The 18,470-nt window shown below is 65.1% G+C and carries 21 protein-coding genes; 9 read left to right on the top strand and 12 right to left on the bottom strand.

What is annotated here, in order from left to right; all coding sequences use genetic code 11:
* Nucleotides 1-14: 14 nt before the first annotated feature.
* Nucleotides 15-479, top strand: a complete 465-nt coding sequence (locus tag AC1D09_RS19410) for a hypothetical protein (protein WP_477701182.1) — start codon at nt 15-17, stop codon at nt 477-479.
* Here AC1D09_RS19410 and hslO read toward each other — a convergent pair.
* On the bottom strand, nt 473-1,441 hold the full coding sequence (hslO, locus tag AC1D09_RS19405; protein WP_007873224.1) for an Hsp33 family molecular chaperone HslO: 969 nt from the start codon (nt 1,439-1,441) through the stop codon (nt 473-475). The genes AC1D09_RS19410 and hslO overlap by 7 nt on opposite strands.
* A 150-nt stretch (nt 1,442-1,591) precedes the next feature.
* Complete coding sequence (locus AC1D09_RS19400) at nt 1,592-2,116, bottom strand: gamma carbonic anhydrase family protein (RefSeq protein ID WP_477662481.1); 525 nt, start codon at nt 2,114-2,116, stop codon at nt 1,592-1,594.
* Nucleotides 2,117-2,563: 447 nt separating this feature from the next.
* Between AC1D09_RS19400 and AC1D09_RS19395 the strand changes: the two genes are divergently transcribed.
* A complete protein-coding gene (locus AC1D09_RS19395) occupies nt 2,564-3,376 on the top strand; it encodes a ferritin-like domain-containing protein (RefSeq protein ID WP_477662482.1) in 813 nt (270 codons plus the stop codon).
* Between the two features lie 98 nt (nt 3,377-3,474).
* On the top strand, nt 3,475-4,761 hold the full coding sequence (locus AC1D09_RS19390; protein ID WP_477662483.1) for a class I SAM-dependent methyltransferase: 1,287 nt from the start codon (nt 3,475-3,477) through the stop codon (nt 4,759-4,761).
* A 76-nt stretch (nt 4,762-4,837) separates the two neighbouring features.
* Here the strand turns inward: AC1D09_RS19390 and AC1D09_RS19385 are convergent, their stop codons facing one another.
* The 3 genes from AC1D09_RS19385 to AC1D09_RS19375 all read right to left on the bottom strand — a co-directional run bounded on the left by AC1D09_RS19385 (nt 4,838) and on the right by AC1D09_RS19375 (nt 7,820).
* Nucleotides 4,838-5,827, bottom strand: a complete 990-nt coding sequence (locus tag AC1D09_RS19385) for a Bug family tripartite tricarboxylate transporter substrate binding protein (protein WP_477662484.1) — start codon at nt 5,825-5,827, stop codon at nt 4,838-4,840.
* Between the two features lie 34 nt (nt 5,828-5,861).
* Nucleotides 5,862-6,764: a site-specific tyrosine recombinase XerD gene (gene xerD, locus AC1D09_RS19380; RefSeq protein WP_477662485.1), complete on the bottom strand. Its 903-nt coding sequence runs from the start codon at nt 6,762-6,764 to the stop codon at nt 5,862-5,864.
* A gap of 75 nt (nt 6,765-6,839) precedes the next feature.
* Nucleotides 6,840-7,820, bottom strand: coding sequence for a tripartite tricarboxylate transporter substrate binding protein BugE (locus tag AC1D09_RS19375; protein ID WP_477662486.1), 981 nt, complete (start codon nt 7,818-7,820; stop codon nt 6,840-6,842).
* A gap of 117 nt (nt 7,821-7,937) precedes the next feature.
* Here AC1D09_RS19375 and AC1D09_RS19370 point away from each other — a divergent pair, with 117 nt between their 5' ends.
* The 3 genes from AC1D09_RS19370 (at nt 7,938) to AC1D09_RS19360 (ending at nt 10,329) form a co-directional block, all read left to right on the top strand.
* Entirely contained in the window at nt 7,938-8,843 is a 906-nt protein-coding gene (locus AC1D09_RS19370) for an AEC family transporter (RefSeq protein WP_477662487.1), read from the top strand.
* 134 nt (nt 8,844-8,977) lie between these two features.
* Nucleotides 8,978-9,544 (top strand): hypothetical protein, encoded by a 567-nt coding sequence (locus tag AC1D09_RS19365; protein ID WP_477701181.1) that lies wholly within the window; start codon nt 8,978-8,980, stop codon nt 9,542-9,544.
* 53 nt (nt 9,545-9,597) lie between these two features.
* Entirely contained in the window at nt 9,598-10,329 is a 732-nt protein-coding gene (locus tag AC1D09_RS19360; protein WP_477662489.1) for a J domain-containing protein, read from the top strand.
* A 24-nt stretch (nt 10,330-10,353) separates the two neighbouring features.
* Here AC1D09_RS19360 and AC1D09_RS19355 read toward each other — a convergent pair whose 3' ends face one another.
* Nucleotides 10,354-10,707, bottom strand: coding sequence for a hypothetical protein (locus AC1D09_RS19355; RefSeq protein WP_477662490.1), 354 nt, complete (start codon nt 10,705-10,707; stop codon nt 10,354-10,356).
* Between the two features lie 44 nt (nt 10,708-10,751).
* On the bottom strand, nt 10,752-11,804 hold the full coding sequence (queG, locus tag AC1D09_RS19350) for a tRNA epoxyqueuosine(34) reductase QueG (protein ID WP_477662570.1): 1,053 nt from the start codon (nt 11,802-11,804) through the stop codon (nt 10,752-10,754).
* Between the two features lie 15 nt (nt 11,805-11,819).
* On the opposite strand from queG, the gene tsaE reads away from it, so the two are divergent.
* The 3 genes from tsaE (at nt 11,820) to AC1D09_RS19335 (ending at nt 14,134) form a co-directional block, all read left to right on the top strand.
* The gene (tsaE, locus tag AC1D09_RS19345; RefSeq protein ID WP_477662491.1) at nt 11,820-12,338 is read left to right on the top strand and encodes a tRNA (adenosine(37)-N6)-threonylcarbamoyltransferase complex ATPase subunit type 1 TsaE; all 519 of its coding nucleotides are present in this window, start codon (nt 11,820-11,822) and stop codon (nt 12,336-12,338) included.
* Nucleotides 12,335-13,723 carry an N-acetylmuramoyl-L-alanine amidase gene (locus AC1D09_RS19340; RefSeq protein WP_477662492.1) on the top strand — a complete coding sequence of 463 codons (1,389 nt, stop codon included), beginning with the start codon at nt 12,335-12,337 and terminating at the stop codon, nt 13,721-13,723. Before tsaE ends, AC1D09_RS19340 begins: the two co-directional genes overlap by 4 nt.
* 198 nt (nt 13,724-13,921) lie before the next feature.
* Nucleotides 13,922-14,134 carry a glycine zipper 2TM domain-containing protein gene (locus tag AC1D09_RS19335; protein WP_477662493.1) on the top strand — a complete coding sequence of 71 codons (213 nt, stop codon included), beginning with the start codon at nt 13,922-13,924 and terminating at the stop codon, nt 14,132-14,134.
* A 47-nt stretch (nt 14,135-14,181) separates the two neighbouring features.
* Here AC1D09_RS19335 and AC1D09_RS19330 read toward each other — a convergent pair whose 3' ends face one another.
* The 5 genes from AC1D09_RS19330 to AC1D09_RS19310 are packed head-to-tail and all read right to left on the bottom strand — an operon-like array spanning nt 14,182 to nt 18,420.
* A complete protein-coding gene (locus AC1D09_RS19330; protein WP_477662571.1) occupies nt 14,182-14,655 on the bottom strand; it encodes an aromatic-ring-hydroxylating dioxygenase subunit beta in 474 nt (157 codons plus the stop codon).
* Nucleotides 14,656-14,669: 14 nt separating this feature from the next.
* Nucleotides 14,670-15,989, bottom strand: a complete 1,320-nt coding sequence (locus AC1D09_RS19325; protein ID WP_477662494.1) for an SRPBCC family protein — start codon at nt 15,987-15,989, stop codon at nt 14,670-14,672.
* A gap of 57 nt (nt 15,990-16,046) precedes the next feature.
* Nucleotides 16,047-17,054, bottom strand: coding sequence for a PfkB family carbohydrate kinase (locus AC1D09_RS19320; RefSeq protein ID WP_477662495.1), 1,008 nt, complete (start codon nt 17,052-17,054; stop codon nt 16,047-16,049).
* Between the two features lie 33 nt (nt 17,055-17,087).
* The gene (locus AC1D09_RS19315; RefSeq protein ID WP_477662496.1) at nt 17,088-17,741 is read right to left on the bottom strand and encodes a VTT domain-containing protein; all 654 of its coding nucleotides are present in this window, start codon (nt 17,739-17,741) and stop codon (nt 17,088-17,090) included.
* A gap of 40 nt (nt 17,742-17,781) precedes the next feature.
* Nucleotides 17,782-18,420 (bottom strand): hypothetical protein, encoded by a 639-nt coding sequence (locus tag AC1D09_RS19310; RefSeq protein ID WP_477662497.1) that lies wholly within the window; start codon nt 18,418-18,420, stop codon nt 17,782-17,784.
* Nucleotides 18,421-18,470 lie beyond the last annotated feature (50 nt).

The raw sequence follows: 18,470 nt of genomic DNA, 5'->3' as shown, positions 1-18,470 counted from the left end.
TTGACGGATTGACCGTGCTGAAAATCGCCGTGACCGGCGCCCCTTCGACCGGAAAACAGCAGCTGGCCTCCGACTTGGAGCGCGCCCTCCAGGACGCGGGCCGGGATGCGCAGGTGGCCGTGACGGACCCGTCCGCGCCTTCAGGCGGCGCAGCCGGCCATGCCGACCATGCCGGCTATGGCCTGACGCTGCTGTGCGGGCTGGAGTCGGCCGAAGCGGCCCGGCAGGCCGCCGACCAGTCCATACGGTCGGCCCTGGCCGCCGCCGGCACGGCTTACTGCGTGCTCTATGGAAACGCCCCGCAGCGCCTGGACCAGGCGCTGGCCGCCGTTGAGCGCCTGCTGCCGGGATCGCTGCCGCGGAAACAGGCACCGGCCGGCCGGAGCAAGGCCTGGGTGTGGGTTTGCGACAAATGCAGCGACCCGGCCTGCGAACACCGCCTGCTGAGTGACCTGCTGGCGCAGCGCGCCGCTTATTGAACCGTCGAGGTCGGCGGCTGCTGGTTGGTCTGGCTGGTGAAGAGCTGCGCCGCATCCACCGGGTCGAATTCATACTGCGCGCCGCAAAACTCGCAGTCGACCGCCACCTTGCCGCGCTCGGAAATAATGCTCTCGATTTCGTCGGCGCCCAGGCTGCGCAGCATGCCGCCCACGCGCTCGCGCGAGCAGCTGCAGGCAAAGCTGGGCGTCACCGGCTCAAAACGCGTGACCTGCTCTTCCCAGAACAGGCGGCGCAAAATGGTGTCGGCATCCAGGCCCAGCAGCTCTTCGCGCTTGAGCGTGCCGGCCAGCATCGCAATGCGCTTGTAGTCCTCGTTGACGCCTATCTGGTCTTCGTTGGCGTCGCGGTCTATCTGGCCTTCGAGGTTGCCCTGGCCCTTGACCGGCAGGCGCTGGATCAGCAGGCCCGCGGCCACATTGCCGTCGGCCGCCAGGATCAGCTTGGTGTCCAGCTGCTCGCTCTGCAGCATGTAGTGCTCCAGCACCTCGGCGAGGTTTTCGATCTTCTCGCGCTGGTCGCCGTACAGCGGCACCACGCCCTGGTAGGCCTGCTGGCCCGGCAGCTTGCCTTTCGGGTCCAGGGTGATCGCGCAGCGCCCCTGGTTGTTCACATTGACCAGCTGGCTCAGCGAACTGCCCGGGTCCACCGTGCCGGTCACCGTGGCGGTGGCGCGCAGGCTCAGGTCGGGCTGCACCTCGGCCACGGCCAGCTTGACCGGTCCGTCGCCGAAAATCTGCAGGATCAGCGAGCCGTTGAACTTGATGTTGCTCTGCATCAGGGCGCCGGCCGCCGTCATTTCCCCCAGCAGGTTCGTAACCTCGGCCGGATAGCCGCCTGCCGCTTCCCGGCGCTTGAGGATTTCCTGCCAGGAGCCGGTCAAGCGCACCAGCATGCCGCGCACGGGCAAACCGTCAAAGATGAATTTATGGAGTTCAGACACTAATTAAGCCCCCACGCTTTTCGCTTCGCGTAATGCGCTGCCCCCCGAGGGGGCGCTGCGCCTGCCGCCCGGCAAAGCCGGTTCCGCGGCCCCTGCTGGAATAAGAGTGCAGGCGTTAGCGCTCAGCGTGTATTTGATGGTTTTGGTCATTCAGGCAATTTTCTTGAGCCCGGTCTTATAGCGCCGGGCATTGTCTACATAGTGCTTCGCGCTCATTTTTAAACCCTCTATCTGCTCCGGGGACAGCTGTCTGACAGCTTTGGCCGGGCTGCCGAGGATCATGGAGCCGTCGGGGAACTCCTTGCCTTCGGTGACCAGGGAGCCGGCGCCGACCAGGCAGTTCTTGCCGATTTTCGCGCCGTTGAGCACCACCGCCTGGATGCCTATCAGCGAGCCGTCGCCTATGGTGCAGCCGTGCAGCATGACCTGGTGGCCGACGGTGACGTTTTCGCCTATGTTGAGCGGCAGCCCCATGTCGGCATGCAGCACGCTGTTGTCCTGGATGTTGGAGCCCCGGCCCACGGAAATGGTCTCGGTGTCGCCCCGTATCACCACCCCAAACCAGACGCTGCTGTCCTCAGCCAGTTTCACATTGCCCATCACCTGGGCGTTGTCGGCCACCCAGGCGGATTCGTGAACGTCAGGGGCCAGGTTGTCCAGTTGGTAGAGGGCCATGGGTTTTGCACTTGGTGAGGGGATGGGGTCAAAAAAGCAGGGCCAGCACCCAGCCGGCCCCGATACCCCCCGATTGTAAGAGCCTGTTCAATGCCTAAACGGGGCCGCGCAAGCGCCTTCTCGGGATGGAATGCAAGGCGCGGTGCGACGCCCATAGCATGGCTATGGGCTAGCGCCGCAACGCCGCAGACCGCCCGAGAAGGGGCTTGCCCTCCGGGTTGGGGTGACGCAAACGCGGTCGCGTTTGCATCCCCGTTGGGGCAGCCGCACGACGCCCAGCCGGCCGGCTGGGCGGTCGGGCGATTGAGCCACCCAGGCCCTTGCATGGGCATTAGCCCATGCGGCGTGCCCGGTTGGCCCACTCATCCCGATTGCACCCCAACGCGGCCCCGTTTAGACATTGAACAGGCTCTTAGGAGCCACTGCCGTATCGCCGACAATCCCCCCATGACAAGCGAGTCTCCTCCCGCGGAACTGCGCCAGCTGGCGCTGCGGGCGCTGCTGGAAGCCGATCCCGCGCAAAAAGTGCTGATGGCACAGCAGGCCATGGCGCAGGCGGGCACGCTGGCGGTCGAGGCCGGGCTGGAACTCGAGGCCCCGGCCGGCCTGCCCGGCTGCCCGGAGCGTCCCGAGCTGCGCTCCCACCTGGATGTGCCCAAGCGCTCGCCCTTCACGCGCGAAGGCCTGGCCGCCCTGCTCCACGCCGTGACGCACATCGAATTCAACGCGATCAACCTGGCCCTGGACGCAGTCTGGCGCTTTTCCGGCATGCCGCGCGCCTACTACCTGGACTGGCTCAAGGTCGCCGCCGAGGAAGCCCAGCACTTCAGCCTGCTGCGCGCCCACCTGCAAGCTATGGGCTATGACTATGGCGACTTTCCGGCCCACACCGGCCTCTGGGACATGACACGCAAGACCGAGGGCGACCTGCTGGCGCGCATGGCCCTGGTGCCGCGCACCCTGGAAGCCCGGGGCCTGGATGCCACCCCGCCCATGCAGGCCAAGCTGCGCAAGGTCGGCACACCGGACGCGCTGCGGGCCGTGGACATCCTGGACGTGATCCTGCGCGACGAGATCGGCCATGTCGCCATCGGCAACCACTGGTACCGCCACCTGTGCGCCCAGCGCGGGCTGGAGCCGGTCGCGACCTATGCCCTGCTGGCCCGGCAATACGAGGCGCCCCGGCTCAAGGGTCCGCTGAACCTGGACGCGCGACGCCGGGCCGGGTTTGAAGAGGCGGAACTGGCGCTCCTGGGTTAGTCACGGCGTCCAAAACGCGGCAAATTCCTACATACACGGTTGCGGCAGGGATTTTCGAACGGCGCTAGACTGGAAATCTCTTGAAAAGGAGTTTGCGCATGATCCGGCACCTGGTTCCAGACATCCCATCGCAAATGCCGCGCCTGCCGGCGGACATCGCTCTTCAGCTGCCCCAGGGCCAGCGCCTGGGCTCGGCCAACGCGCCCGTCAAGCTCGCGTTTTCCCATTGGTCCAGCATTGCCCGCCTCAAGGCCGGCCAGATAGGCGCCCTGGCCGAAGACTATGTCGAAGGCAAGCTCCAGCTCGAGGGCGCCATGCGCGACGTGATGCGCGCGGTGACCAAGCTGCTGCCCGGCAACCCGGTGCAAAGCGACACAAGCTGGTGGTCCAGCCTGCTGCACCACGCCAAGTCCCTGGCGGCCCACACCCATGCCCGCGATGCGGCGCAGATCCAGTTCCACTACGACGTGTCGGATGCCTTTTACGCGCTCTGGCTGGATCCGCGGCGCGTCTACTCCTGCGCCTATTACCGCGATGCGTCCATGAGCCTGGCCCAGGCGCAGGAAGCCAAGCTGGACCACATCTGCCGCAAGCTCATGCTCAAGCCCGGGGAGCGTTTCCTCGACATAGGCGCCGGCTGGGGCGGCCTGCTGATGTGGGCCGCCGAGCACTACGGCGTCGACGCCACCGGCATCACCCTGTCGAAAAACCAGCATGCGCACGTGCAGCGGCTGATCGAAGAAAAAGGCCTGGGCGGGCGCGTGCGCATGGAGCTGCGCGACTACCGCGACCTGCCGGAGGACCAGGCCTTTGACAAAATTTCCTCGGTCGGCATGTTCGAGCATGTGGGCAAGGCCAAGATGACCGGCTACTTCCAGAAAATCATGCGCCTGCTGGTACCCGGCGGCCTGGTCATGAACCACGGCATCACGGCCGGCGGCCTGGAAAACCGTCAGCTGGGCGCCGGCATGGGCGACTTCATCGAAAAATACATCTTCCCGGGCGGCGAGCTGATGCACGTCAGCGCCGTGCTGGAGCACATGTCGCGCGCCGGCCTGGAAATGGTGGACACCGAAAACCTGCGCCCGCACTACGCGCGCACGCTCTGGAACTGGTCCGATGGGCTGGAAGCCAGGCTGGACGAAGCACGCCAGGTGCTGGCCCAGGACGGCGGCACCGAGCGCGCCGAAAAAACCCTGAGGGCCTACCGGCTCTACCTGGCCGGCAGCGCCATGAGCTTCGAGCAGGGCTGGATCTCGCTGCACCAGATGCTGGCGACGCGGCCTTCAGGCGATGTGCACAACACGGTCGTCACCGGGGCCCAGTCCGGCTACCCCTTCCACCGAGATTACATGTACACCCCCATCAAAGCTCACTCCGTGTAGCCTGTTCCCCCTCAAGGGGGCGGCGCCTGGGGCCGGCAAAGCCGGACCCTCGGCCCCCACTGATGAAATACCGCCATCACTGCTCGGCCTTGATGTTCGCGGCTTTGATGATGCGGGCATTGCCGGCCGACTCGGTGGCGATCTGGCGGGCAAAGTCCGCTGCGCTGCCGCCGGTCGGGACATTGTCGGCATCAAGCAGCTTCTTGCGCAGCTCGGGCGTGCGTAAAGCCAGGTTGATCTCGGTGTTGAGCCGCTGCAGCAGCTCCGTCGGTGTCTTCGCCGGGGCGAACACCCCAAACAGCGAGCTCAGGTTGGCGGGCGCCAGGCCCAGTTCAGCAAAGGTCGGCACCTGCGGCAAGGCCTCCACGCGCGCCGGCGCGCCCACCGCGAGCGGGTGCAGTTTGCCCGACTGGATATGCTGCATCACGGTGCCGCTGAGGTTGGTGGAGACCAGCTCGACCTGCCCGCCCAGCGCATCGGTGAGCTGCTGGCCGCCGCCCTTGTAAGGGACATGGGTAAATTCGACTTTTGCCCCGTGGCTAACCTGCTCGAGCACCAGATGTCCCACCGTGGCCAGCCCCGAGGTTGACCAACGCACACTGCCTGGTTTGGCCCTGGCCATCGCCAGCACGTCCTTGAAGTCTCTGCCCGCGAAAGCCGGTGTGGCCAGCAGTACCACGGGCGAATACATCACACTGGCGACCGGCGCGATGTCGCGGGCAGGGTCATAGGCCTGTTTGCCCAGGTGCGGGTTCAGGGCCAGCGGGCTGATGGACGAAAACCCGAGGGTGTAGCCGTCGGGCGCGGCCTTGGCCACCGCATCCATGCCTATGCTGCCGCCCGCGCCGGCGCGGTTTTCCACCACCACCGGCGTGCCGAGCTGGGTAGCCAGCTTGTCGGCCAGGGCGCGCGCCACCGCATCGCTGATGCCGCCCGGCGGATAGGCCACCACAATGCGCAGCGGGCGCGCCGGCCATGCCGGAGCCGGCTGGGCCAGGGCAGCGCCAAGAGGCGATAAAAAAACCAGCAGCGCGGCCGCGCGGCGCCGTCGAATCAATCCTGGCATAAGGCGTTCCAAGGGTGAAGTGCGGGAAAAATTGCTAGCCCCGGGGGTGGTGCTGCGCATGCAGCGCCTTGAGCCGCTCACGCGCCACATGGGTGTAAATCGTGGTGGTGGAAATATCGGCGTGGCCCAGCAGCATCTGCACCGCGCGCAGGTCGGCGCCGTGGTTCAGCAAATGGGTGGCGAAGGCGTGGCGCAGGGTGTGGGGCGACAGCGGCGAATGGATGCCGGCCAGCCCAGCGTACTTCTTGACCAACATCCAGAACATCACGCGGCTCATGCCCTTGCCGTGGCCGGTGACGAACAGGTCGTCGGTCTGCTGCCCGCCAAGGATGGCCGGCCGCGACTCGGCCAGGTAGTTCACGACCCATTCCCGCGCCACCTGGCCGAATGGCACCAGGCGCTCCTTGCTGCCCTTGCCCATGACGCGCAGCACGCCTTCGTTGAGGCTCAGGTGAAAAGTCTTCAGGCCCACCAGCTCGCTCACACGCAGGCCGCTGGCATACAGCAGCTCCAGCATGGCGCGGTCGCGCAGCCCCAGCGACGTAGCTTCATCGGGCGCGGCCAGCAGCGCTTCGACCTGGGCTTCGCTCAGCGTCTTGGGAACCCGCAGCGCCTGTTTGGCCGACTGCAGCTTGAGCGTCGGGTCCGCGTCTATCAGGCGCTCGCGCAGCGCCCAGCGGAAGTAGCGCTTGAACACCGTGAGGCGCCGGTTGGCCGAGGTCGCCTTGGTCGCGGCGTGCCGGGCGGAAAAATAGCGGTTGAGATCGCTCTCGGCCGTAGCGTCCAGCGCGCGCGCGCCCTGCTCCTTCGCGCCCAGCCAGCCGGCGAACAAGGACAGGTCCCGGCGGTAGGCCGCCAGCGTGTTTTTCGAGAGGCCGTCCTCCAGCCACAGCGCATCGATGAACGCGTCTATGCTGGACTGGCTTTGTGCTTGCATGGAGGCAACCATAACAAAAAAAGCCGCCGCGCAATCTCTTGCGCGGCGGCTTATGGTACTAAGACCCGATCGGGCTCAGTCAAGCTTGAGCTTGGCTCCGTCCACCACTTTTTTGTAGACCTCGTATTCGGCCTTGATCTGGGCCGTGAACTGCTCGGGCGTGTTGGCGATGATCAGCGAACCCGTGTCCTCGATGCGTTTGCGCACCGCCGGGTCTTCCAGCGACTTCTTCACGCCGGCACTGACCTTGTCGACCACTTCCTTGGGCAGTCCCTTGGGGCCCAGGATGCCGTAGTAGGCCATGCGGTTCACCGGCTCCAGGCCGACTTCCTTGAAGGTCGGAACGTCAGGCAACACGGCCAGGCGCTGCGGCGCGGCCACCACGATGGGGATCAGGCGCTTTTGCTGGATGAAGGGCAGCGCGGAAGGAATATTGTCAAAGATCATGGGGACCTGGCCGGCCACCGTGTCGTTGAGGGCCGGTCCCGCGCCGCGGTAGGGGATGTGGGTCACAAAAGTGCCCGACATGCTTTTGAACAGCTCCATCTGCAGGTGGCCTATGCCGCCCGTGCCCGAAGATGAATAGGAGTACTTGCCGGGGTTCTTCTTGAGCTCGGCCAGGAACTCCTTGTAGTTGCGGGCCGGAAAGCTCGGGTGCACGGCGATGATGTTGGGCGTGGCCGCGATGTTGATGATGGGCGTGAAGTCCGTCAGCGTGTTGTACGGGATCTTGGGGTTGATGGCCGGGTTGGCCGCGGTGGTGGACACCGTGGCCACGCCCAGCGTATAGCCGTCGGGAACGGAACGGGCGATTTCCAGCGCGCCGACCACACCGCCGCCGCCGGCCTTGTTCTCGACGATGACGCTTTGGCCCAGGGCCTTGCCCAGCGGCTCGGCGATCACGCGGGCGACGATGTCGGTGGTGCCGCCGGGCGCGAAGGGCACCTGCAGCTTGACCACCTTGTTGGGATAACCCTGCGCCAGTGCGGGGCCCGCGGCGGCGCCCAGCACAAGCGCGGACAGCACGGAGTAGGCAAAGAGATAACGACGTTGCATGTTCAGGTCCTTACGGTAAAAACTAACTGCTGAAATGGTAATCGCAAGAACCAATACCGCCAGTTGTGGATTACGCATAAGGGCAAACCCGAAGGGATTGCGGTTATTCTTGGGCCGGTGAACTACGCCCAGCTTCTTTTCCCCGACTTTTCCCTCATCGTCTGCGGCTACCTGGTGTGCCGCTACACCGCTCTCAACCGCACAGTCTGGGAGAAGGTGGAAAGCCTGGTCTATTACTTTCTGTTTCCGGTCCTGCTGTTTCACTCCATCGTGAAAAGCCCGCTGGACCTGGGTGCCGCCTCCAGCCTGATAGGTGCCGGCCTGCTGATGGGCGTGGCCGGCATCGCCATGGCCTACAGCCTGCCGCACCTGCCCTGGCTGCGCCGCCATATCGACACGCGCGAGCACGCGGCCAGCGCGCAGGTGGCCTTTCGCTTCAACTCCTTCATCGCCCTGGCATTGGCCGACCGCCTCGCAGGCGCCCAGGGCCTGCAGCTGATCGCGGTGCTGATCGGCGTCTGCGTGCCGCTCTTCAACGTCGCCGCGGTATGGCCCATGGCAAGGCATGCGCAACGCGGCTTCATGGGCGAGCTGGTGCGCAACCCGCTGATCGTGGCAACGGCCACGGGCCTTGTCGCCAACCTGCTGGGCTTCAACATCCCCTTCTGGCTGGAACCCACCGTCAACCGCATAGGAGCCGCCTCCCTGGCCCTGGGCTTGATGTCGGCCGGGGCCGGCATGCAGTTCGTCCACCTGGCGCAGTCCAGGACCCTGACGGTGGCCGTGCTGTCGATACGCCACCTGCTGCTGCCCGTCGTGGCCCTGGGCCTGGCCAAGGCCTTTGGCCTGTCGCCGGTGCAGACCACCATACTGCTGGCCTTCTCGGCGCTGCCGACGGCCTCCAGCGCTTATGTGCTGGCCGCGCGCATGGGCTACAACGGCGGCTATGTGGCGGGCTTGGTGACCTTGTCGACCATGCTGGGGGTGGTGAGCTTGCCCTTTGCCCTGGCGGTGTTGCGCTAAGGTACTCGTTCCCGCTCTCGTTTTTTTCGTTTCCCTGGGGCTGTGCCAGCCAGGTCCCGTCTTTCACCGCTGCTGGGTATACTAATGTAATAATTTGTAGCCAACAGGGCCAGGCAATAACAAGGGGATCGGGGATGGAAATTCGAAGCTCAATTGCGGCCTTGATTGTCATGGGCGCGGCGTGTTCGGGCGCCAGCGGCGGCCAGAACCTGTACAAATGCGGCGCGACTTTCCAGGACAAACCCTGCGACACGGAAGTCCAGAAAAAGTACTCCTCGCTGACCGGTTCTTTCAGCAAGGAGCAGGTCAATGCGACGGCCGACGCGCAGTGCGCCGACAGGGGCGTGCGTGCCCTGCCCTTCATCCAGGCGCGGACCCGCCAGGAAACCCTGGAAAGCCTGCACGCAGGCATTGACGCCAAACCCATCGCAAGGCTGGAAAAAATCAAGGAAAAGGATTTGGCGTCCGCGGTTTTCGCCAAAAAAGGCAACCCCGTGGAAATCCGGGCCGCCATTGAGACGGAGTGCATGGACAACAAACAGGCCTCCACCAGGACCCGCGCCCCGTCCGCATACGCGGCATACCCCGCCTATCCGGTTTACCCCGAAAGCAACGCACGGCAGGCCGCAGCCGAAAGGCGTGCCGAGGCTGCCGCGGCAAGAGCGGCCGCCGCGGCCGATCGCGCGTCGCGCCGCTATTGAACCCAGCTCCCCTGCCGCAGGGGCAACAACAACGCCAAATCAACAGGAAGCCCATGAAGTCCGCCTATCTAGTTCTGGGAGTGCCGGGAAACGCCAGCCGGGAAGACATCGAAGCGGCTTTTGAAAAAGCCAAGAGTTTTTACTCTCCCGCCAGGCTTGCGGAAGACCCGAAAGCCGTCGACAAATTCCTTGAGGTCAAAACCGCGCACCAGATCCTGCGCGACCCGGAGTCCAGGGCCGCGCACGACCGCAAATTGAGCAGTGCGCAAGCCAGCACGCCAGCCGCGCGTGTGGACAGGTCGCTCAGCGTGAAGCCGGAGGCTTCGTGGCCCGTGCGGGCGCTGCCAGTCCTGCTGGCGCTGGTCCTCTTGATCTTTGCAACGGGCTACTACGTCAGCTACAAGCGGGAAGCCGCGCGAAAAGCGCAGGCCGAGCTGGAACTTCAACTGAAAGCCCAGGCGGCCGAAGAAGAAAAGAAAGAAGCGGATCGGCTGGCCGCCGAGGAAGCCAGCCGGCAGCAGCTCGCCAGGCGCGCGGAGCAGCAGGAGCGCCAGTTCCGCCAGGAAAGCGAGCGGGCGATCAACAATGCACGTTACACGGAAGCACAGCGCAGCTACCGGGAGATACAGCGGGACAGCATCGAGCAGCGGGAAGCCCAGCGCAAGGACTATGAGGCCCGAGCACGCGAGCAAAGCGAGGCCAGGGCGGCGGAACAGCGCCTTGCCAGGGACAAAGCCCGTATCCGCGAGCTGTGCTACCAGAACTACCGGCGCCCCGACTGCTGAGGCGTTCTTACGGGGCCGAAGGCCTCAGGAAGCGTTCTTCTTCTCGATGAACTCGCCCATCCGGCTCATCAAGCGCCACCACTCCGACCCATCCTCGCGATAAACCCGTATCGCCCCCGCCCGCACCAGGATCTTGCGCAGTTCGTCCTCGTCAAACCCGCCCAGGTGCATCTGCAGGGTTTCAAAGGAGCGGTCGGTATAGCCTTTGTGGCTCAGGAAGTGGCGGGCCGTCTCCTCGGCCATGAACTCGGTCTTGTGCTGCTCGTGCGCCAGTGCCAGCTGGTGTTTGTGCAGCTGGCGGTTCAGGAAAAAAGTGATGCTGCCGCCGACGACTGCGCCAAACAGCGAAGCCAGGGCGCCTGAAATCGTGGGGTCCATGCGGGTGTCCTTTCGTGCACAGGGATATTACAAGCAGACGGAGCCTACTGGCTGAGCGCCCATTCAATGTGTTCGCGAACCAGCTCGCCGCAATCGGCGGCGCGCGCCTGCAGCGCCTCGCGCAGAGGCAGTCCGGCCGCCGCGTCGAGCACACGCAGCGCATTGCCCATGGCCACCGCGATGTTGCGCAGCCAGCGCTCGTGGCCTATGCGCCGTATCGGGCTGCCTTCGGTGAAACGCAAAAATGCCTCTTCGCTCCAGCCGAACAACGTCACCAGCTGCTGGCCCGTCAGGCCGTGCCGCTCGTCGAAATCAGGCAAGGCGCTGCGCTGGGCGAATTTGTTCCAGGGGCAGACCAGCTGGCAGTCGTCGCAGCCGTAGATGCGATTGCCCATGAGCGCACGCAGCTCCAGCGGTATGGGGCCCGCGTGCTCTATGGTCAGGTAGGAAATGCAGCGCCTGGCGTCCAGCTTGTGCGGCGCGACGATGGCCCGCGTGGGGCAGACATCGATGCAGGCCTGGCAGCTGCCGCAATGCGGCGCCACTGGCCCGCTGGGCGGCAGCGCGATGTCCACATAGATTTCACCGAGAAAGAACATGGAGCCGGCCTCGCGGTTGAGCAGCAGCGTGTGCTTGCCGCGCCAGCCCTGGCCGCTGCGGGCCGCGAGCTCCGCCTCCATCACCGGCGCGGAATCGGTGAAAGCACGATGGCCCAGCTGTTCCACATGCTCCGAGATGCGTTCGCTGAGTTTTTGCAGGCGGCCGCGCATGATCTTGTGGTAGTCACGGCCGCGCGCATAGACCGACACAATGCCCTCGGCGGGCCGCTCCAAGCGGCTGAACTCCAGGGCCTGCCACTCGCCGGGCACGGCGGGGGTTGCCGCCGGCAGGTAGTTCATGCGCGCCGTGATCACGCTGACCGTGCCAGGGACCAGTTCGGCCGGCCGGGCGCGTTTGAGCCCGTGCGCGGCCATGTAATGCATGTCGCCGTGAAAGCCCGCCGCCAGCCAGGCCGATAATCCGGGTTCAGCCGAGGAGAGGTCGACGCCGGCGATGCCGATTTGCGAAAATCCAAGCTCGCGCGCCCAAGCCTGAATTTGAGAAACGAACTGATGACTGTTCAAAGCGTTGCTGGCGGACACCCGCCGATTGTAAAAAACATTACCTGGCTGGACGAGGAGGCCACGGCCGATTTCGCGCGGGCCCTGGCAAAGCACCCCGCCATAGGCCGCGCGCTGATCGAACTGCAGGGCGACCTGGGGGCCGGCAAAACCACCTTTGTGCGCCACCTGCTCAAGAGCCTGGGCGTGCAGGGCCGCATCAAGAGTCCCACCTATGCGGTGGTCGAGCCTTACACATTGGCCACGGCCGGAGCGGATGCAGGCCAAAATGGCGGCATGAACATCTGGCATTTCGATTTCTACCGCTTCAACGACCCGCGCGAGTGGGAAGAAGCCGGCTTTCGCGACATCTTCGCGGCTACCGGCCTCAAGCTCGTCGAATGGCCCGAGAAAGCCGGGCCGCACCTGCCGCAACCCGACCTGCTGCTGCGCCTGGAAGTGCTGCCGGACGACAGCCGCGCCGTCACCCTGACGGCCCACACGCCCACCGGCGCGGAACTGCTCGCATGAAGCGCCCCGCCCTGAGCCGCCGCGGCGCCCTGCAACTGGGCGGCGTGGTGCTGTTGCTGGGTGTGCAGCACATCGCGCGCGGCGCCACCATCGTGGCCGTGCGCGTCTGGCCGTCCAAGGACTACACGCGGCTCACCATCGAGTCGGACGGTGAAATCAAGGCGCGGCAGTTTTTTGTCGCCGAGCCGCCCCGGCTGGCGGTGGACATCGAGGGCATAGACCTGATCCCGGCGCTGCGCGAGCTGGTGGCCAAGGTCAAATCAGACGACCCGAACATCTCGGGCATACGCGTGGGGCAAAACGCCCCTGGCGTGGTGCGGCTGGTGATAGACCTCAAGCAGCCCATACAGCCGCAGGTGTTCACCCTGCCGCCCGTGGCCGCCTACCAGTACCGGCTGGTGTTCGACCTGTATCCGACACAGGTCGCCGACCCGCTCGAGGCCCTGATCGCCGAGAAGCTTGCCGACCGGCAATCCGCCGCCGCGCCGCCACCGGCCAGCGACCCTATTGCCGACCTGATCGCGCGGCAATCGGGCAAGCAGGCCGACAGCAAGCCGCCACCGCCGGCATCCGTCGCGGAAAAGGACAAGGACAAATCCCCAGGGCCGGCGGCAAGCCCGGGTGTCGCCAAATCCGCACCGGAGGCGGCTGCCACCGCGAAGAGCGGCAAGACCGACCGCCTCGTCATCGTGGCGCTGGATCCGGGCCACGGCGGCGAAGACCCCGGTGCCGTCGGTCCCGGCGGCACGCGCGAAAAAGACGTGGTGCTGCAAATCGCGCACCGCCTGCGCGACCGCATCAACCAGCAGCCCAATATGCGCGCCTACCTCACGCGCGACGCCGACTTCTTCGTGCCGCTGCATGTGCGCGTGCAAAAAGCGCGGCGTGTGCAAGCCGACCTTTTCATCAGCATCCATGCCGACGCCTTTTTCACGGCGCGGCCGCAGGGCGCCAGTGTCTTCGCGCTCAGTGAAAAAGGCGCCTCCAGCAGCGCGGCGCGCTGGATCGCCGACAAGGAAAATTCGGCCGACCTGGTGGGCGGCATCAACGTCAAGGCCAAGGATGCCCAGGTGCAAAAAGCCCTGCTGGACATGAGCACCACCGCGCAGATCAACGACAGCCTCAAGCTCGGCAGCGCCATGCTGGGCGAGATCGGCAACGTCGGCAAGCTGCACAAGCCCAAGGTCGAGCAGGCCGGCTTCGCCGTCCTGAAGGCGCCCGATATTCCCAGCGTGCTGGTGGAAACCGCCTTCATCAGCAACCCCGACGAGGAAGCCAGGCTGCGCAGCGAGGACTACCAGGTCCAGCTGGCCGATGCCTTGATGCGCGGCATCACGCGCTACTTCGCGCGCAACCCGCCGCTGGCGCGCAACCGCGCCGTCTAGGCCCTCCTTGGCGCACGCTGATGCGCCAAAACTGAACACAAAAGACCGCAGCGAGCCGACAGCCCGCGGTGGCCTTTTCCTACAGCCCCGGGGCAGCGGCCCGCCTACATTGAAGCCACAGGCAAAGCCGGGGCCTTCACACGCTGAAGGCCCGCAGCAAGAAGCGAGCGCCTGGAACTCTTAGCAAAGGCAAACAACATGAATACGAAACTGATGATCTCGGTCGCGGCGGCGGCACTGATAGGCCTGGGCGGCTGCAGCACCAGCCCGACGAATGCGCAGATAGGCACCGGCGTTGGCGCCGTGGCCGGCGGCCTGGTGGGCAATGCCGTCTTCGGCAGCACCCTGGGCACCGTGGGCGGCGCGGCCGCAGGTGCGCTGATCGGTAACGAGGTCGGCAAAAAACGCTGACCCCACGCTCGCCTGGTTCAAGCGCCTGGTTTAAGCCCCAGGCCTTGTCATACCGGGTAGATCAGCGAGTTGAGGATCATCTCGCTGTCGTACACACAAAGACGGCTCCTGAATTTCAGCGAGCCGTCTTTTTGCGTGAGCGCATCGATATAGCGGCCCACGTTGTAGACCTCGCTCACGCCGCCCGGCCTGGTGCGGAACACCGCATAGTTGGCCTCGGCCCGGATGGTGTCGCCCTCCTGCGAGAGGATGCGCGCGGGGCTCACGACATGGCGCGTGTAATACGGCCCGTGGTAAATCGTCTGCGTGACGCCGTACACCCGGTCCTTCATCATGCCGCGGCTTTCCAGCGCCATCAGCGCCAGCGGCAGGCCGCGGTCGAAGTTCTCGCGGGCCTGCACCTTGTAGTGGCCGTCTTCCACAAAAAATTCCGGCCATTCCTCAAAGCGCTTTTCATCGAGTGCCGCCGCGTAGTCCGCGTTGAGCCGGTCCACCTGCATTTGCAGCAGCAGGCGCTCCATTTGTTCGATCGCCGTCATAGTTCCATGACTTTCTTCCAGTAGGCATACATGCTGCGGATCAGGGTTTCGGTGACCATGTGTTCGGTCATCTCGGTGCCCGTGCCGCCCAGCTCGCACAGCGTGGCGCCCTCGCCGGCCTGGGTAAAGCCCGCCTGGCTGAACTCGATCACCTCGCCGTCGTCGGCGCTGACAAAACCCGCCGGGCCGAACAGGTTGGCCTGGCGCAGGCGGCGCTGCGTCATTTCGGGCGTGTCGTCGGCAAAGCCGAAATGCGTCCAGATGAAATCAAATTCGCCCTGGCCGCGCGGCACGATGTGGCGGGTGCTCAGCGAATTGACCTGCTGCTGGATGATCAGGCTGGGAAACAGCGTGATCATGGTGACGGTGGGCGTGATGTCGCTGCCCGGGTTGGACGGGTCGGCCACTTTCCACCAGGGCTCGGGCACCACGTCCAGCAGGCGGTCGTCGTGCAGCGCCATATTGGCCTTGAAAGAGGTCACGCCCTCGGTCACGGCCGTGTTCTGCCCGCCTTCGTTGCGGCGCGAAATCATCACCGCGTGGCGGCCATGAGCGTCCATCACCATGCGGCTTTTCTGGTCGGCGCGCCACAGGCCGAAGGTCACGAACCAGGTGTGCAGCAGGCCGGGGTGGTAGGGGTCCTTGATGTTCTCCATCATCAGCTTCCAGTTGCCCGGGATACGCTGGCGGTTGTAGCCCAGCAGGGTCAGCTTGCGCGCGCCCTCGGGGCCCTTGAAGATGCGGTCCAGCCAGGGCATGAGCTGCGGGCCCAGATAGTCTTCGATCGGTTCGGCGTCCTCGCTGAAAGTGGCGAACACCAGGCCGTGCAGCAGCGCCACGCGCAGCTTGGTCAGGCCGTGGTCCTTCAGGTCAAAATCTTCGGGCATGCCGCCGTTGACGCAGTCGCCCTCCTTCACGCCGTCCTTGAAAGGCAGGCCCGCGAGGTCGCCGTTGAGCTTGTAGGTCCACTGGTGGTAGGGGCAGACAAAGCTGCGCGCATTGCCCTGGAGGTTCTGGCAAAAGCGCACGCCGCGGTGGGCGCAGCGGTTTTCCACCACGCGTATGCCGTGGTCGGTGGCGCGGTCCTTGGGCGCGATGCGGTCGCGCACCATCAGCACCTGGCGCTCGCCCACGTGGCTGAGCTTGTAGTCGCCGACGTTGGGAATCTCGGCCTCAAGCCCCACGTAGCACCAGTGCGCGCCGTAAAAAACTTTCTCCAGCTCGCGCTGGTAGAGCTGGGCGTCGGTATAGGCCCAGAAAGGGACGCGGCTGGAACCGGGCTCGCCCCAGCGTGACAGGGTTTGAGGTGCGTTCATCTGTGTGTCTCCGGGTCGTCTTTCCCTGATTTTTTAGTACGGCATCGGCCCAAGCTGTCAGTCAAACAGGCAACTGGCCTGCCCAACCCTGGCCCGCACCTGCGCCTCGGTCGGAGGCACGCAGCCGCGCCGCAAGACACACAAGCTGGCGCTGGCCACGGCATGGGCCAGCAAGCCATGCCCCGCATCGTCGGGTAGCGCCAGCAGGGCGCGGGCGCCGCCCGTATCGGCTTTTCGCGCGAGCAAGGCGGCCATGAAGCCGGCGAGAAAACAGTCGCCCGCGCCCACGGTATCCACCACCGCCAATGGCCGGGATTCGCGGGCGCGCCACTGCCGGCCATCGCGCGCCAACAGGCAAGCCCCCTGCGGCCCCAGAGTCAAAACCAGCAAGGCCGCGCCGCTCACGTCCAGCAGATGCCGCGCCCGGGCAACGGCATCCGCGCCGGGCACCTGCAGGTTGTCCAGGTCTTCATCGCTGGCCTTGACCACATCGGCGTGCTGCAGCGCGGCGTGCACGTTGCGCCTGTAGGCCTGCAGGTCCGGCATGGCCGACGGCCGCAGGTTGGCATCCACCACCACCACATTGCCGGCCTGGTGCTGGGCACGCAGCCATGGCAGGTAGCGGCCGGCATCCTCGGGCGCAAGGGCCAGAGCGCCGGTGCACACCATCTGCAGCGCGGGAACGCGATGGCATGACTGGATCAAACCGTCCGCCGTGACCGCTCGGTCCGCCACATCCTGCCGGTAAAAAGCGTAATCGGGATGACCGGTGTCATCCAGCCCCACCACGGCCAGCGAGGTGCTTTGCGCCACGGGCTGCGGACAGGCCAGCCGGACAGCATCCCCGGCCAGCGTGGCGGCCAGCTGGCGGCCAAAACGATCACGTGATAAAGGATTGAGGTACAGGGTATTGACGCCCTGCAGCGCCAGTGCGCGCGACAGGTTAAAAACCGCGCCGCCCGGGCAAGCGTCATAACGCCCGTCCGGTTGGGCAATCAGGTCAACCAGCGCCTCGCCGGCGGTTGCAACCTGCACGGCGGCAAGGTCCAGGGAAGTGATACTCATTGGGGTGGTCTTCCTGCCGGCCGCAAAAGCGCTTCAGGCCCCGGCGCTACCGGCCTTGCGCCTGGATTTCCAGGCGCCAAATATGACGATCAGGCCGGGCACCAGGATCAGGGCCCAGATGATCTTGTCGAGATGGGTCTTCACAAAGGGAATGTTGCCGAAGAAATAGCCCACCGTGACGATGCCGCCCACCCACAGGGCGCCGCCCACGAGGTTGAACAGCGTGAATTTGCTGCGCGTCATCTCCGACACTCCGGCCACAAAGGGCGCGAAAGTGCGCAAAAACGGCATGAAGCGCGCGGCGATGATGGTGATGCCGCCATAGCGCTCATAAAACGCGTGGGCCTGGTCAAACGCTTTTTTGTTGAACCAGCGCGAGTTTTCCCACTGGAAGACCTTGGGCCCCAGGGCGCGGCCTATGCTGTAGTTGCACTGGTCGCCCAGCACGGCCGCCACGAACAGCAGCCCCACCGCGAGCGGAAAGCTCATCAGGCCCACGCCGCACATGGCGCCCACCACAAAAAGCAGCGAATCGCCCGGCAGGAAAGGCATGACGACCACGCCGGTTTCCACAAAAATAATGATGAACAACAGGGCGTAAACCCAGGCACCGTAGCTGGTGACGAAGGCCTCCAGGTGCTTGTCGACGTGAAGAATGAAATCGATGAGAAAGGCGGCTAGTTCCATGCCCCGATTCTGACAGGTGCGCCGGCCCGGCTCTGGCGGCTCAGCGTCCGCCGGCGCGCGTCATCACATGCACCAGCCCCTTGCCGGGTGCGTAGATATAACCGTAGCTCAGGCCGCCGCTGGTTTTCCAGCCGTACTGCAGCGCGCCAGGGACGCCTTCATAGGTGCAGGATAGTTTTTCAATCTCCAGGATCGTGGTTTCCTGCCGCGGGCCGCGTGGCGAAAAATAAGTGGTGCTGTAGCGCCGCACCTGCCCTTGCGACCAGCTACCTACGGGAAACTTGCCTTCGTTGCTGGCATTGCCGAAGCGCTGGTCGTAGACGCGGCCTATGGCCGTGCGGTCCGGCGTCAGGGCAAATCGTTCATGGGCGCGCGGCACCTTGCGTTCGTAGATTTCATGGCCCTCCCACGAGAGAGGCCCCTTGAGCGCGGCCTCGCCTTTTCCCAGGGAACCATCCGGTAGTTCATCGACAAAGGGATAGACCCGGTCGACAGGTGCGAACACCAGTTCGCGCGCTTCGGTCATGGGATTGCCGGTCAGCAGTTCCACCGGCACAAAACGTTCCTTGACGCTTTCATCCTGCACACACACCGGGGCGCCCGTGGCTTGCGCCATGGCAACTGGGCCCGCCAGCAGCAGGGTTGCGAGGGCCGCGAAATTGAGGATTTTGAAGGGCATGGTTTTGGGCAGGGAAAAAACAGAAACAGAATATTACAAGCCGCGCGGCC

This window comes from Polaromonas sp. P1_A2, assembly GCF_056406895.1.
The sequence above is the reverse complement of the archived record's forward strand: the minus strand, read 5'-3'. Positions and strand labels throughout refer to the sequence as shown.